We start from the raw sequence: 15,599 nt of genomic DNA, 5'->3' as shown, positions 1-15,599 counted from the left end.
TGCGAGGCTCATCCGGGACGACGCGTTACATTGACATGCACCAGTGCAAAGTGCGGTTTTGGCTTACCCGATCCGCACCCGACCTGTACGACAATGGACTACGTTCAATGCGTCAAAACGGAGGGAATCACATGGAAAGCAACCCCGAGCGGATGTCGGTGCTCGCGCTGTGGAGCGCGCCGCGCAGTCGCTCCACCGCCTTCGCCCGGATGATGGCGGAGCGGAACGACCACCTCGTGGTGCACGAACCGTTCTCCCAGGTGGTCGACTTCGGTGAGGCGAAGGTGGGAGACCGGGTCGCGCACAGCGAACAGGACGTGCTCGCCGCCCTGCGCGCGGTCGCCGCCGAGCGTCCGGTGTTCTTCAAGGACACCATGGACTTTCGCTACCCGGCGCTGCTCGCCGATCGAGCCTTCCTGAAGGCCGCCACCCACACGTTCATCATTCGCCACCCGACCGAGGCCATCGCCTCGCACTTCGCGCTGAACCCGAACCTGGGGCGCGACGAGATCGGCTTCGCCTGGCTGTGCGAGGTCTTCGACGCGGTGCGGTCGGCCACCGGTACGACGCCGACCGTGATTGATTCGGACGACCTGCTGGACCGGCCGGAGGACACCGTGCGGGCGTACTGCGCGGCGGTGGGCATCCCGTTCGTGCCGGAGGCGTTGAGCTGGCGGCCGGGCATGCGGCCGGAGTGGCAGGCGACCGGCCGGTGGCACCAGTCGACCAGCCAGACCACGGGTTTCGGGCGGAAGGCCGGTGACAGCGCCGCGGTGGTCGACGCGAATCCGGTGCTGCGGGGCTACCGCGATTACCACCTGCCGTACTACGAGCGGTTGCGCGTGGCGGCACTCCGGCCCTGACCACCGGGCGCGCGGCGCCGGTCGCGGATCAGCTCGGTCAGGCGGGTCGGGCCACCCGTGGGCAGCGGGGGGCTGACCGGAAGGCCGGCGATGAGGCTCCCGTGCCGGGCGGCGCGCACTGGTCCACCGCCGTCCCACCGGGAGCCTCGTCCTGTCCGGAGGATCGACATGCCCCCACCTGCCCGACCAGCCGCCCTTGATCACGATGAAAAGGGGCTAAATAGTCAGTTTGATTACCCGGAGAGTGCATCGAAAGGTCATTCTAGACATTTGCGGTAATCACTGGAGAGATGAGCAGAGGGATTCGGCCGCATAGATTGGTACCACCGAAGGGCCTTCCAGTGAGGGGGAGACATGCTCGTCTCCAGTGCCGTAACCCGGCGGTGCGATCCGGTCGACATATCCGATCACCGCAACAACGTCGCCATCTCGTCGGCGACGGCGACGAAGGCCGGCCACTTCAACGTGTGGGGAAACTCGTTCGCCGCCGAGCACCTGCCGGCCAGCGAAAGCCTCGTCCACGTCGCGGGCGTGCCCTTCCGCTTCCCACCCGTGTGCGTCGGCCCGGACAACGTCCGCTGCGAAGGACAGTTCATCGCCGTGGCGGAGGGCCGTTACGACTGGGTGCACGTGCTGGCGGCGGCCGAGCGGCGCTGCGAGGACACCGTCGAGCTGAATTTCAGTGACGGCCCGGTCGACGCCGAGTGGCTGCGGGTCTCCGACTTCTGGGCGGCACCGGCCTGGTTCGGCGAAATCCTGGCGTTCCAGAGCCCGGTCATGCACTACCCGCACCACGTACAGCAGGGCGTGCCGGCCGTCATGTGGGCCCAACGGGTGCCGGTTCCCCGGCGTGCCGACCTCGCCGGCATCCGCCTGCCGCGCAACGCCGCGATGCACATCTTCGCGGTCACCGTCCAACACGCGGAGGCCGATCATGACCAGTGAGGTGACGGCCCGGACCTACCTGATCGCCGAGCCTGAGCTGTGGTACCGCGACCTGATCAGCTGCCTGCAGGCCACGTTCGGCACGCTGGTGGCCCGGCGGGGTGCCGACCCGCTGGCCGTGCTCGGGGCGGGCTGGCGGTTCCTGCACCTGCCGGGTGACGTCCGGTTCGACGAGTTCTACTACCCCTGCCCGGACGGCGACCTGGGCGCGGCCCTGGCCCCGCACCACGAGCTGCGGGCCCGCTGGTGGCAGCCGGCCGACGAGGACGACGTCTGGCGAGAGGTCCGCGAGTCGCTGGCCCGCGACCAGCCGGTCATCGCCGCGGTGGACAACTTCTACCTGCCGTTCCGACCCGCCTACGGCGACGTGCACGCCGCTCACCTCGTGGTGATCTACGGCTTGGACGAGGACCGCGGACTCGTCCACGTCTCGGACGCGATGCCGCCGGCCTACCGCGGCCCGGTCCCGATCGGGGAGTTCCTGAACAGCTGGGGTTCGGCCAACCCGGCCGACGTGCAGGACGCGTTCTTCAGCGACTCGCGGATCGGCCGGCGCTGTCTCGACGTCCGGCTCGATGCCCCGCCCGCGCCGCTGACCCCCGAACTGCTCCGCGGGTACCTGCGCGTCGACGTCGACGGCTTCACCACCGCCACCGCGGCCCGCACCGGTCTCGCCGGGTTCGACGCGTTCGCCGGAGAACTCGTCGACCGATGCCGGGCCGGGGACGCCGCCGTGCTGCGCGAGCTGTACCCGTTCGGTTGGGGCATGCAGGCGCAGGCGTCGCTGCACGGGGAACTCCTGCGCCGCTGCGGCCGGGAGTGGGGCGACCCGGCCCTCGCCGGAGCCGGCCGGGCGGTCGAGGCGGTCGCCCACGCCTGGACCGGGCTGCGCATCACCGGCGCGCACGGGATCGCCGATGCCCGGGCGGTCTCCGCCGACATCGCTCACCACGCCACCGTCCTGCGTGGCACGTACGCGTACGCCGTTGACGCCGTCGACGCGGCGATCTGACCACCCCGGGAGAGGCAGCGATGAGCAAGCTGGCAGCGTTCGGCGGCTCGGCCGCCGTACCGAAGGACCGGCGCGGCGTGGACTGGCCGCTGATCGAGGACGAGGACCGCAAGGCCGTCCTCGACACGCTCGACGGCGGCCGGTTGGTGTCCAACACCGAGGGCGTGAACCCGGTCGCCACCCTCGAGGCGAACTGGGCGCAGCGGTTCGGCTTCGACCACTGCGTCGCGGTGTCCACCGGTACGGCCGCGCTGTCCCTGGCGCTGGCCGGGCTGGGGATCGGTCCGGGCGACGAGGTGATCGTGCCCGCGCTCAGCTTCATCGCCACCGGGCTCGCCCCGGTACACCAGATGGCCGTTCCCGTGTTCGCCGACGTCGACCCGGTCACGTTCAACCTCGACCCGGACGATGTCGAGCGTCGGATCACGCCGAGGACCGCGGCGATCATCCCGGTGCACCTGCACGGCGCGCCGGCCGACATGGACCGGATCCTCGACATCGCACGCCGGCACGGCCTCGCGGTGATCGAGGACGCGGCCCAGGCCCCCGGCGCGACCTACCGGGGTCGGCCGGTCGGCGGGATCGGTGACGCGGGAGCGTTCAGCCTGCAGGTCACGAAGAACATCCCGACCTGCGGCGAGGGCGGCCTGCTGGTGACCGGCCGTGCCGAGCTGGCCGAGGCGGTCCGGCGGGCCCGACAGTTCGGCGAGGTGATCGAGAGTGGCCGCGACCGTGACTACGTGTCCCACGGCCTGGGCTGGAACCACAAGATGAACGCGATCCAGGCCGCTTTCACCATCGCGCAGCTCGCCCGGTTCGACGAGTACGAACGCCGGCGGCAACGCAACGTCACCGAATTTCTCGCCCGGCTCGCGGCGCTGCCCGGCCTGCGCGTGCCGACCGCGCTCCCGGACACCACACATGTCTGGCACATCCTGCGGATCCGGTTCGAGCGGGCCGGGTTCGGTCTCTCCGACGACGTACGGCCGGCGGCGCTGCGCTCGGCGCTGCGGCGTTTGCTGCGCGCCGAAGGTGTGCCGATGTCGCAGTACCAGCTCATGCCGCTGCCCGACCAAAAGGTGTTCGTCGACCGCGTCGGGTTCGGCGCCGGCCATCCGTGGACGGTGACCGGCGAACCGGCCCCGGGTGGGGACTACCCGGTGGCCCGGGCGATCATCGCCGACTCCCTCGCCCTCCAGAAGCGTCACCTCAATCCGGGATCGGGCGAGCTGCTCGGCCGCTACGCGGACGCGTTCGAGAAGGTCTGGGCGAACGGGGACGCGGTGGCGACGCTCGCGGCGGCGGCGTCATGACCACGGCCCAGGACACGCTGGAGGCGGTCGCCGCCCGCATCCGCACCCACGTCGTCGACATGTGCGCGGGGCCGGAAGGCGGCCACCTCGGCGGCGCCTTCTCCTGCGTCGAGGTGCTCAGCGCGCTGTACTTCTCGGTGCTCAACGTGGACCCGGGGCGGCCGGACCACCCGGACCGCGACCGCTTCCTGCTCAGCAAGGGTCACGCCGCGCTGGCCCTCTACGCGACGCTCGCCGAACGGGGTTTCTTCCCGGTCGAGGAGCTCGCCGGATACGGACGGCCAGGTAGCCGGTTGATGGGTCATCCGGTGCGGGCGGTGCCCGGTGTCGAGCTGCCGACCGGGTCGCTCGGCCACGGTCTCGCGCTGGCATGCGGGTTCGCGCTGGCCAACCGGTACGCCGGCCGTGACTCACGCAGCTTCGTGCTGCTCGGCGACGGTGAACTCCAGGAGGGTTCGGTGTGGGAGGCGGCCATCGCGGCCGCGTCGCTGCGGCTGGACCGGTTGGTCGCGGTCGTGGACCGCAACGGGCTGCAGCTCACCGGCCCGGCCGAGCGGATCGCGCCGATGGAACCGTTGGCCGAGCGCTGGCGCAGCTTCGGTTGGGCGGTCCGCGACCTGGACGGCCACGACGCGACCGGCCTGGCCGACCACCTCGCCGCCGCACCGTGGGAGCCGGGCCGGCCGAGCGTGCTGATCGCCCGCACGGTCAAGGGGCACGGGCTCTCATTCCTCGCCGGCCGGCCCGACAGCCACTACGTGACACTGTCGCCGCGCAACCATGCCCGGGCGCTCGCCGCGCTAACCGTCACGGACGGCACCCGATGAGCCGCGCGGTCCGAGAGGCGTACCGGGACTGCCTGCTCTCCCTGCTGGAGCGGCATCCGGATGTGATCTGCCTGGACACGGACACCGGCCTGTTCCGCCCGGAGCACGCCTCGGCGGCCGGGGACCAGTACCTCAACCTCGGCATCGCCGAGCACAACCTGATGGGGATCGCCGCCGGAATGGCCGCCTGCGGGCGCATGCCGTTCGTGAACACGATGGCCGCGTTCGCCACCTCGCGCGCACTGGAAGCCATCAAGATCGACATTGCGTACAACCGGCTGCCGGTCCGCATCATGGCCACCCACGGGGGTCTCGCCGCCGGCCACCTCGGCCCGACCCACCAGGCCCTGGAGGACCTCGCCGTGCTGCGGGTGCTACCAGGGATGACCGTGGTGGTGCCGGCCGACGCGGCGGCCACGGAGGCGTTCGTCGCGCAGAGCCTGAGCCTGCCGGGACCGCTCTACGTCCGCCTCGACCGTAAACCGTCGCCGCCGCTGCCGCCGGCCCCCGCGCCGGTCATCGGTCGCGCGCAGACGCTGCGATCGGGCGGCGACGCCGTCCTCGCGTGCTGCGGCCCCTACCCCACGTTGGCCTGCCTCGCCGCGGCGGACACCCTCGCCGGGTACGGCATCGAGACCACCGTGCTGAACCTGCACACGGTGCGACCCCTCGACACCGGGACGCTGATCGAGGCGGCGCGACCGGCCGCGCTCGTGGTGACGGTCGAGGAGCACTGGCGCAGCGGCGGCCTGGGCGGCGCGGTGACCGAAGCCCTGGCCGAGGCCGCGCCGACGAAGGTCCTGCGGCTGGGGATGCCGGACCAGTTCGTCGACACGGTCGGCAACCAGGAACACCTCCTCACGCACTACGACATCACCTCGGAACGGATCGTGACCATGGTCCGCACCGCACTCGACGCGATGGCTCGCCTCGGGACCCACCAGTGAAAGGACGTCACCCATGACCACCATGTCGGCCTGCCCAGAATGCGCGGACGAGGTGCCGATCAGCGATGCGGTACGGCTCAACGAGATCATCGAGTGCGTCGGCTGCCGGAACGATCTGGAGATCGTTGCCCTGAGTCCGGCGGTGCTCGCGCTGGCTCCCGAGATCGAAGAGGACTGGGGCGAGTGATCCGCGTCGCTGTCGTTGGCGCGGGCGGATTCATCGGCGGGGAGTTGCTGCGACTGCTCGTCGGCCATCCCGCGGTCGAGGTGACGGCCGCGGTCTCGTCCCGGTTCGCCGGAAAACGGGTCGACGGGGTCCACCCGAACCTGCGATCCGCCACCGACCTGCTGTTCTGTTCGGTGGACGACGTGGACGAGTACGACACCGTCTTCCTGGCCACGCCGCACGGCACCGCGATGACCCAGATCGACCGCTGGATCGGACACACCAAGCAGGTCATCGACCTCACCGGCGACTTTCGGCTGGACGACACCGAGGTCTTCCAGCGCTACTACAGGACTCCGCACGCCGCGCCACACCTGCTCGGCGAGTTCGTCCCGGGAATTCCGGAGCTGCACCGGGAGCGCCTACGCGGCGCCGACCTGGTCAGCGTGCCCGGATGCATGGCGGTGGCCGGCGTGCTCTCGCTGCACCCGATCCGAGACATGATCGGGCCGGACGCGCGGCTGGACGCGCGCACCGGATCCAGTGGATCCGGGGCCACCGCCGGCGAGGGCAACCTCCACGCGCTCCGCAGCGGGGCGATGCGGGTGTTCGCGCCGACCGGACACCGGCACGAGGCCGAGATCACCCGGCACGTCGGCGTGCGGGTCACCATGACCGCGACCGGGGTGGAGGCGGTGCGGGGCGTGCAGACGATCTGTCACGTCACCCCGAAACCCGGCGTCGACTCCAAGGCGATACGCCGGGCGTTCCGGGAGCGGTACCGCGATGAGCCGTTCGTCCGGCTGGTCGCGCAGCAACGCGGCCTGTACCGGTACCCGGAGCCGAAGATCCTGGCGGGTTCGAACTTCTGCGACGTCGGGTTCGCGTTCGACGAGGACACCGGCCGGCTGACCGTCATCGCGGCGTTGGACAACCTCATGAAGGGCGGCGCCGGCAACGCGGTCCAGTGCCTGAACATCCGCATGGACTGGCCGGAGACCCTCGGCCTGTCCTTCGCCGGCCTGCACCCCGGCTAGGAGAGCCGTGACCAGACTGCTGACGGTCGTCAAGTGCGGCGGGAACCCGGCCGTGGACTCCACGAGCATCTGTGCCGACGTCGCCCGGCTCGTCCAGAGGGGCGAGTCCGTCGTGCTGGTGCACGGCGGCTCCGGCGAGATCGCCCGGCTGGCCGGCAAGCTGGGTGTGCCGCAGCGCACCCTGGTCGCCCCGGACGGGGTGTCGGCCCGATACACCGATCCGGCGATGCTGGAGGTCGTCCTGCTCGCGCTGGCCGGGGCGGTCAAGCCGGCGCTCGTCGCCGCGTTGTCCGGCCTCGGGGTGCCCGCCGTCGGCCTCACCGGCCTCGACGGCGGCATGCTGCAGGCCCGTCGCAAACCGGCCGTCCGCTCGGTGGTGGACGGCCGGACCGTGCTGGTGCGGGACAACCACAGCGGCCAGATCGGCGCCGTACGCACCGAACTGCTGGAATGCCTGCTGCGGTCCGGTCTCGTGCCCGTGGTGTCGCCGCCCGCCATCGACGAGCACGACCACCCGGTGAACGTCAACGCCGACCGGGTGGCGGCGGCGCTCACGGTGGCGCTCGGCGCCGACCGGCTGGTGCTGCTGACCGGCGCACCGGGCGTGCTCGCCGACCCGGGGGACGACACCAGCGTGCAGAGCACCTACGAGGTGCCCCCGACCGGCGCGCCCGGACCCGTCGCCGGCGGCGGCATGGCGCTCAAACTCGTCGCCGCCCGTGAGGCGTTGGCGGGCGGAGTGACCTCGGTGCGGATCGCCGACGGACGGGTGCCCGATCCGATCAGCCGGGCCCTGGCCGGGTCCGGAACAACGGTGACCATGTCCGCTGCCTCGTCGGTGGCCGGCCGGTCCGCGCGAGAGGGGAACTGACGATGGACCGCACCTACCTCGTGGTCGTCAACGACGAGGAGCAGTACTCGATCTGGGACGCCGACCGTGAGCTGCCGGCCGGGTGGCGCGGTGAGGGCTTCCGCGGCCCCGAGGCAGACTGCCTGGCCCACATCGAGGAGATCTGGACCGACATGCGTCCGCTGAGCCTGCGCCGTGCCATGGCGTCGGGTGCCTGACCCACGACGCCACGAATCAAGCCGCCACCACCAGAGGAAGCATGCCTGATGATCCTCGATCAGTTCCATTCCCGCGTCACCCAGGCGCCGGATGCGGTCGCCGTGCAGGACGGCGACCGGCGGCTCACCTACCGGGAGTTGGCCGGACACGCCTGCGGTCTGGCGGTCCGGCTCACCCGGCGTGGAGTGCGACCGGGTGACGCGGTCGCCGTCTACGTCGACCGGTCCGCCGAGATCGTCGTCGCCGAGCTGGCCGTGCTGCTGGCCGGCGCGGCCTACGTACCGCTCGATCCGGCCCATCCGGCGACGCGGACCACGGAGCTGCTGGGCCTGGCCCGGGCCGCCGCCGTGATCACCACCCGGCCGCTGCTGTCGGCCGGCGTGGAGCTCGACGATCCCGAGGTCGTCGACCTGGCGCAGGCGCCCACCGGACGCTACGAGCCCGTCCCGCGACCGGACGACGACGCGCTGGCCTATGTCATCTTCACGTCCGGCTCGACGGGCCGGCCCAAGGCGGCCGCGGTCCGCCACGGCGGCCTCGCGAACCTCATGCGCTGGCACGGGGACGCCTTCGGCCTGGGCCCGCAGGACCGCACGACGCTGCTGTGCGCCCCCGGATTCGACGTCTCGGTGTGGGACACCTGGCCCACGCTGGCGGCCGGCGGCACGCTGGTGGTGCCGCCCGCGGCCGTGCGCGCCTCGCCGCCGGACCTGGTCACCTGGCTGGCCGACGAGCGGATCACCGCGACCTTCCTGCCCACGCCGCTGGCCGAGGCGGTGCTCGACGTGCCGTGGCCGGCGCACAGCACGCTGCGGTGGATGCACACCGGCGGCTCCGCGCTGCAGCGCGGAGCGCCGCCCGGCCTGCCGTTCACCCTGGTCAACGTGTACGGCCCGGCCGAGTGCACGGTGGCCGCGACGACCGCCGCGGTGCCGTCGGACGGGCCGGTGCCGCCACCCATCGGCGTGCCCGTCGACGGCGTGCGCTGTCACGTGCTCGACGGCTTCGACGTGGTACCCGACGGCGAGCCCGGCGAGATGTGCCTGGCCGGCGCGTGCGTGGCTCGCGGCTACCTGAACGATCCGGCCGCCACCGCGCGGTCGTTCGTGCCCGACGTCACCGTCCCTGGCCAGCGGATGTACCGCACCGGCGATCTGGTCCGCCGCCGGCCCGACGGCACCTTCGAGTACCTCGGCCGGCTCGACGACCAGGTCAAGATCCGTGGGTTCCGGATCGAGCCCGGCGAGATCGCGGCCGTCCTGCGCCAGCACCCGGCCGTCCGGGAGTCCTACGTGGCCGCCCAGCGCACCGGCTCCGCCGACCCGGTGCTGCACGCCTACGTCGCCGCGGACGCCACACCGGCCGAGCTGCTCGCGTTCGTGGCGGCCCGGCTGCCCGACTACATGGTGCCCGCCGCCGTCGTCGTGCTGCCCGCGCTGCCGATGACCGCCAACGACAAGGTGGATCGGGCCGCGCTGCCCGCGCCCGACCGGGTGGCCGCCGGCCTGGCCGGGGTGACCGCGCCGCATCGCACGCCGACCCAGAGCGCGGTGGCCGGGATCGTGTCCGACCTGCTCGGTGGCGTGGCGGTCGGCGCCGACGACGACTTCTTCGCCCTCGGCGGCACCTCGCTGCTGGTCGGCCGGCTCTCGGCCCGGATCGCCGTCGAGCTCGACGCGAAGCTCAGCCTGGCCGAGCTGGCCTGCGCCCGTACGATCGCCGCGTTCGCCGACCTGGTCGACGAGCGGACCGGCCGACCAGAGGTGGACACCGACCCGGACCTGAACTCGCCGGTCCCACCGACCCCGCCGTCGATCGCCCGGGCCGACCGCGGTCGGCTCATTCCCCTGTCGTTCCAGCAGGAACGGGTGTGGTTCTTCGCGCAGTTGGCCCCGGACAACATCGCCTACAACTTCCAGGCCACGGTGTCGCTGCACGGCGACGTGGACACCGGGGCCCTGCGCGCCGCGCTCGACGAGATCGTGCGCCGGCACGAGATGCTGCGGACCGCCTTCGTCAGCGTCGACGGCGTCGCGGTGCAGCAGCCGGTGGCACACGTGGGCGCGCCGCTGCGCGTGGTGGACGTACCGCGCGAGCAGGCCGACGACGTGGTCGCCGCCGAGCTGGCCCAGCCGTTCGACCTGGCGAGCGCGCCGCTGGCCCGCTGGCTGCTGCTGCGCCACGGGGACGGCGAGAACACGTTCGTCCACGTCGAACACCACTTCATCCACGACGGCTGGTCGCTCGCGGTGTTCCTGTCCGAACTGTCGGCGCTCTATCCGGCGTTCGCCGCCGGTCAGCCGTCGCCCCTGCCGGAGCTGGCCGTCCAGTACGCGGACTACGCGATCTGGCAGCGGGAGTGGATGAGCGGTGACGTGCTGAAGGCCCACGTCAACCACTGGACCACCCGGCTCGCCGGCGCGTCCGCTCTGCTGGAGCTGCCGGTCGACCACTCGCGGCCGCCGGTCATGAGCCTGCGTGGCGCGGCGCCGCGGATCAAGGTCCCGGCCGAGCTGGCCCGCGCGCTGCGCGCGTTCAGCCGGCAGCACCGGGTGTCGCTGTTCTCGACCATGTACACCGCCTTCGCCGCCCTGCTGCACCGGTACACCGGGCAGCGGGACCTGCTGGTCGGCACCGGCATGGCCAACCGGAGCCTGCCCGAGATCCAGCCGTTGATCGGCATGATCGTCAACACGGTTGTGCTGCGGACCCGGCCACACGGCCGGATGTCGTTCACCGACCTGCTCGACCAGGTCCAGGAGACCGTGCTCGACGCGCTGGCCTGGTCGGACACCCCGCTGGACACGGTGATCAACGCGATCGGGCCGGAACGCGACGCCGCGCGGCTCCCACTGTTCCAGGTCATGTTCAGCTTCCACGACTCGGCCGTGCCGGACCTCGACTTCGGTGGGCTTACCGGTGCGGTCACCGAGCGGGCGAACGGCTCGGCCAAGGCCGACCTCAACATCATCGTGGTGCCGCGAGGGGCGCAGCGCGTGGGCCGGGAGTCCCGACCCGAGGATGACGATCTGAACCTGATCTGGGAGTACTCGACCGACCTGTTCGACGCGTCGACCATGTCCCGGATGGCCGAGCACTACCTGAACCTGCTCACCGACGCCCTGGCCCGACCGGGCACCGCGATCGACGGGCTGCGGCTCATCCCAGACGACGAGTCGCGGCGGCTCGCGCGCTGGAGCCGCGGGCCCGCGGTGGCCGACGCCGAGCCGGGCCGGACGATCCCCGCCCTGTTCGCGGCCCAGGTCGCGAGCCGGCCGGACGCGACGGCGCTGGTCTTCGGCACCGAATCCATGACCTACGCGGAGCTGGACCGGCGCAGCAACGCCCTGGCTTCGCGGCTGCGCCGCCACGGGGTGGCCACCGACGTGCCGGTCGCGGTGGCGATGGAGCGCGGCTTCGATCTGGTGGTGGCTCTGCTGGCCGTGTCGAAGGCCGGCGGCGCGTACCTGCCGATCGACGCGGGCGGTCCGGCGCCCAGGGTGGCGGCCATGATCGCCGCCGCTGGCGCCCGGCTCCTGCTGGCGACGCGGGCCACCGACCGGGCCGAGATGCCCGGGGTGGACACGGTGTACGTCGACGCCGAGCCCACCGACGCCGCCGAGGAGTGGACGGCGTTGCCGGAGCTGTCCCACCCGGACAGCCTGGCCTACATCAGCTTCACCTCGGGCTCGACCGGCGTACCGAAGGGTGTCGCCGTGCCGCACCGCGGGGTGGCACGGCTCGTCCACGACCCGTCGTTCGCCCCGCTCGGCCCGGGCCAGCGGCTCCTCCATCTCGCCCCGGTCGCGTTCGACGCGTCCACGTGGGAACTGTGGGGCGCGCTGCTGACCGGCGCGACGGCGGTGATCGCGCCGCCCGGCCCGCTCGGGCTGCCGGAGATCGCCGCCCTGCTGCGCACCACCGACGTGACGGTCGCCTGGCTCACCGCCGGCCTGTTCCACCAGCTGGCCGAGGCGGATGTCGAGGCCGTCGCCGGTGTCCCCGTCCTCCTGGCGGGCGGCGACGCACTCAGCCCTGGCACGGTGCGCGCCGTCCTGTCGGCCCGCGGCCGCCGACCGCTGGTCAACGGATACGGCCCGACCGAGAACACCACGTTCACCACCTGCCACGTCATGACCGACCCGCACCAGGTGGCGTCGACGGTGCCGATCGGCCGCCCGATCCAGGGCACCTCCGTGCACCTGCTCGACGAGAGCGGCCAGCCGGTGCCGATCGGTGTGACCGGCGAGCTGTTCACCGGTGGGGACGGCCTCGCCCGCGGCTACGTCGGCAACGCCTCGGCCACCGCGCGGGCCTTCGTGCCTGATCCCCACGGGTGCGGCACGCGCTTGTACCGGACCGGGGACCTGGCCCGTTGGCGCGCCGACGGGACACTCGAGTTCGTCGGCCGCGCCGATGACCAGATCAAGATCCGCGGTTTCCGGGTCGAGCCCGGCGAGGTCGCGTCGGTCCTCCGCGCGTATCCGGACGTGGGTGACACGGTCGTCCTGGCGGCCGGTCAGGGCGCGCAGCGGCACCTGGTCGCGTACGTGACACCGGCCGACGGTGTCGACCCGGGTCTCCTGCGGCCGCCGTCGCTGCGCGACTTCCTGGTCGGTCGCCTGCCGGAATACCTGGTACCCACCGGGTTCAGGGCCCTCGACCGGTTCCCGCTCAACGCCAACGGCAAGATCGACCGGGGCGCGCTGCCCGCACCGGAGGTCCAGACCCGCGGGCAGGTCACCCCGCCGCGGGGTGACACCGAGGAGCGGTTGGCCGACACCTGGCGGCGGCTGCTGCCCGCCCACGGCCCGTACGGCGGCGACGTCGGCCGCGAGGACAGCTTCTTCGCCCTCGGTGGCAACTCGCTCCTGGCGTCCCGCCTGATGTTCCGGATCCGCGAGGTGTTCGACGTCGAGCTGCCCATGGCCACCTTCTACGAGAAGCCCACGCTCGTCGACTGTGCCGCAGCGATCGACGCCGCCCGCGACCGGACCGCGACCGTCGCGGCGCGACCGGCCACCATCGGCCGCCAGGACCGCCGCGCCTACCGCGCCCGTGCCCCGAAGCCGCCGCCGGGCCGGAAACTCGCGCCGCACCTGGTCCACCTGGGTGGCGACTGGGCGCTGTGGCGGACGGTCTGCCTGCGGGCGGCCGGTTTCCCGGCCCACCTGCTGACCGGCCTCGGCGCCGCCGATCTGGCCGCGGCGGCGGACGCCGTCGTCGCCGCGGGCGAGCCGGCCAGGGCCACCTACTCGGCCGAGTTCACCGCGGCGGTACGACGCCAGTCTGCGGTCCTGCACGAGGTGGCCAGCCGGCCGGCGCTGCGGGAAGCGGTCGCCTGGCAGAACCGGCACGCGCTGACGACCGGCCTCGATCCGGTCGTCCGGCGCGGGCCGCAGCCGGCCAAGCGGGACACCAGGGACCGTCAACACGAGGCGCTCATCGCGAGCTACCTGCAGCGGTACTGCGCGAAGAACGACACCATCGGCTTCTTCGGCCCGGTGGGTTGGTCGCGGATCGACGACGGCGCCGGCATCCGGATCACGCACGATCCGGCGGGGCGGTTCCTGGCCGAGCGCCTCACCTACCTGGAGGGCTGGGCGGTCGCCGCGGTCCTGGCCGACCACACCACGGCCCTTCGGCCCTGGCTCGTACCGCGCCGGATGCCGTTCGTCGGCCTCGACGGCAGCCAGCTCCGGGTGCCACTGGCACCGCCGGTGCCGCTGACCCCGGCCGAGGCGGCGGTCCTGCGGGCCGTCGACGGCGCGCGTGACGGCGGCGCGGTCGCCGACCTGGCGCTCGCTGACGAGTCGGCCGGGCTGCGTGACGTCGAGGAGGTCTTCACCGTGCTGGCCCGGCTGGCGGACCAGCGCCGACTGGCCTGGCAGGTCGAGATCTCCCCGCCCGACATCCATCCGGAGCGGACCATGCGGGCGCTGCTGGCCCGGGTCACCCACGCCGACGTCCGGGCGGCGGCCACCCGGGCGCTCGACGAGCTGACCACCGCCCGGGACGAGCTGGCCGGGGCGGCCGGTGACCCGGAGGGGGTGGCCGCGGCCATGGCCGGCCTGGAGGCGACGTTCACCCGCCTGGCCGGCGTCCCGCCCACCCGACGGGCCGGCGAGCTGTACGCCGGCCGCACGGTCGCCTACGAGGAGTGCCGGCGCGCCGACAGCGTGCGGCTCGGCGCCGACACGCTGGACGGGATCCGGGATGCGTTGGCGCTGGTGCTCGACAGCGCCCGTTGGTTCCTCGGCGCCTGTGCCGAGGCGTACACCGGCCATTTCGAGGCGGCCTACCGGAAGCGGGCCGCCGCGCTCGGCACCGACGTCGTGCCGTTCGCCGACTTCTGGCTGCTTGTCAACGACGCCCTGTTCCACCGGGCGTCGGCCATCATCCAGCCCGCGGTGACGGCGCTGCAGGAGCGCTGGTCGGCGATCCTCGATCTGCCCGAAGGCTCCCGGCGGGTCCGGTTGCGCTCGGCCGACCTGCGACGGCGGGCGGCCGACCGGTTCCCGGCGCCGCCACGGCCGTGGCCGACGGCCGTGTTCCACAGTCCGGACCTGATGATCGCCGGAGCGGACGCCGCCACTGGCGGCCGGCTCACCTGGGTGCTCGGTGAGGTCCACCCCAGCAAGGTCACCGCCCGCTACGGCACGTGGCTGGAGCTGCACGACGACCCGGACGGCTACCACGCGGCCATGCGGCACGACCTCGCCGGACCGGTCGTCTGGCAGGCCGAGACGGCCGAGGTCGGCGGCAGCGCCACCCGGCAGGCCGGTGCGTTGGTGTCCCCGGGCGACCGGTGGCTCGTCTGGTCGCACGACGCCAACGGCTACGACCCGGCCACGACCCTGGCCGTGGGCGACTGCGACGTGATCGACTCGTCGACCGGGCTGCGGGTCCGGCGCCGCGACGGCACATTCGAGCGCGACCTGCTCCCGGTCCTCGGCGACCTGATCATCAGCGTGATCGTCAACAGCTTCGACCCGGTGCCGCCCGCCCCCCACACGCCCCGCATCACCGTCGACGATCTCGTGGTCGGTCGGGAGCGGTGGACGTTCGCCGCCGCTGACCTGGCGTTCGCCGGTACGGGCGACGAGAGCGCCCGGTACCTGCAGGCCCGGGCCTGGGCGACCGGCCACGGACTGCCCCGGCACGTGTTCCTCCGGTTCACCGGCGAGCGCAAGCCGATCTACGCGGACCTGACCAGCCTCGCGTCGATCGACATGCTTTCCCGGTCGGTGCGACGCTGTCGCCGCCACGGCGGGGCGGAGGCGACGGTGACCGTCGTGGAGATGCTGCCGGAACCGGATCAGGCCTGGCTCGTCGACGCCGACGGCCAGCGCTACACCAGCGAAATGCGCCTGGTCGCAGTGGACCAGAAGAACGCTGAGCAGAGTCAGGAAGGCTGAGG

General features: G+C 72.6%; 11 protein-coding genes. All 11 read left to right on the top strand.

All coding sequences use genetic code 11. The features are described from left to right. Positions 1-131: 131 nt before the first annotated feature. The 11 genes from ACFY3U_RS14040 (at position 132) to ACFY3U_RS13990 (ending at position 15,597) form a co-directional block, all read left to right on the top strand. Complete coding sequence (locus ACFY3U_RS14040; protein ID WP_387200256.1) at positions 132-863, top strand: hypothetical protein; 732 nt, start codon at positions 132-134, stop codon at positions 861-863. 354 nt (positions 864-1,217) lie between these two features. Then, entirely contained in the window at positions 1,218-1,808 is a 591-nt protein-coding gene (locus ACFY3U_RS14035) for a hypothetical protein (protein WP_387200254.1), read from the top strand. Then, a complete protein-coding gene (locus ACFY3U_RS14030; RefSeq protein WP_387200252.1) occupies positions 1,798-2,820 on the top strand; it encodes a BtrH N-terminal domain-containing protein in 1,023 nt (340 codons plus the stop codon). The genes ACFY3U_RS14035 and ACFY3U_RS14030 overlap by 11 nt, the downstream gene beginning before the upstream one ends. A 20-nt stretch (positions 2,821-2,840) precedes the next feature. Then, on the top strand, positions 2,841-4,133 hold the full coding sequence (locus ACFY3U_RS14025) for a DegT/DnrJ/EryC1/StrS family aminotransferase (protein ID WP_387200249.1): 1,293 nt from the start codon (positions 2,841-2,843) through the stop codon (positions 4,131-4,133). After that, positions 4,130-4,960: a transketolase gene (locus ACFY3U_RS14020; protein WP_387200246.1), complete on the top strand. Its 831-nt coding sequence runs from the start codon at positions 4,130-4,132 to the stop codon at positions 4,958-4,960. Before ACFY3U_RS14025 ends, ACFY3U_RS14020 begins: the two co-directional genes overlap by 4 nt. Continuing rightward, positions 4,957-5,907: a transketolase family protein gene (locus ACFY3U_RS14015; protein WP_387200243.1), complete on the top strand. Its 951-nt coding sequence runs from the start codon at positions 4,957-4,959 to the stop codon at positions 5,905-5,907. The genes ACFY3U_RS14020 and ACFY3U_RS14015 overlap by 4 nt, the downstream gene beginning before the upstream one ends. 13 nt (positions 5,908-5,920) lie before the next feature. Next, a complete protein-coding gene (locus tag ACFY3U_RS14010; protein WP_387200240.1) occupies positions 5,921-6,094 on the top strand; it encodes a lysine biosynthesis protein LysW in 174 nt (57 codons plus the stop codon). Then, complete coding sequence (argC, locus tag ACFY3U_RS14005) at positions 6,091-7,110, top strand: N-acetyl-gamma-glutamyl-phosphate reductase (protein ID WP_387200238.1); 1,020 nt, start codon at positions 6,091-6,093, stop codon at positions 7,108-7,110. Before ACFY3U_RS14010 ends, argC begins: the two co-directional genes overlap by 4 nt. 7 nt (positions 7,111-7,117) lie before the next feature. Further along, a complete protein-coding gene (locus ACFY3U_RS14000) occupies positions 7,118-7,981 on the top strand; it encodes a [LysW]-aminoadipate kinase (RefSeq protein ID WP_387200235.1) in 864 nt (287 codons plus the stop codon). Between the two features lie 2 nt (positions 7,982-7,983). After that, positions 7,984-8,178 (top strand): MbtH family NRPS accessory protein, encoded by a 195-nt coding sequence (locus ACFY3U_RS13995; RefSeq protein WP_363675101.1) that lies wholly within the window; start codon positions 7,984-7,986, stop codon positions 8,176-8,178. A 48-nt stretch (positions 8,179-8,226) separates the two neighbouring features. Beyond that, positions 8,227-15,597: an amino acid adenylation domain-containing protein gene (locus tag ACFY3U_RS13990; RefSeq protein ID WP_387200232.1), complete on the top strand. Its 7,371-nt coding sequence runs from the start codon at positions 8,227-8,229 to the stop codon at positions 15,595-15,597. Positions 15,598-15,599 lie beyond the last annotated feature (2 nt).

This window comes from Micromonospora sp. NPDC000089, assembly GCF_042899365.1.
In the GTDB taxonomy this organism is placed as follows: Bacteria; Actinomycetota; Actinomycetes; order Mycobacteriales; family Micromonosporaceae; genus Micromonospora.
The sequence above is the reverse complement of the archived record's forward strand: the minus strand, read 5'-3'. Positions and strand labels throughout refer to the sequence as shown.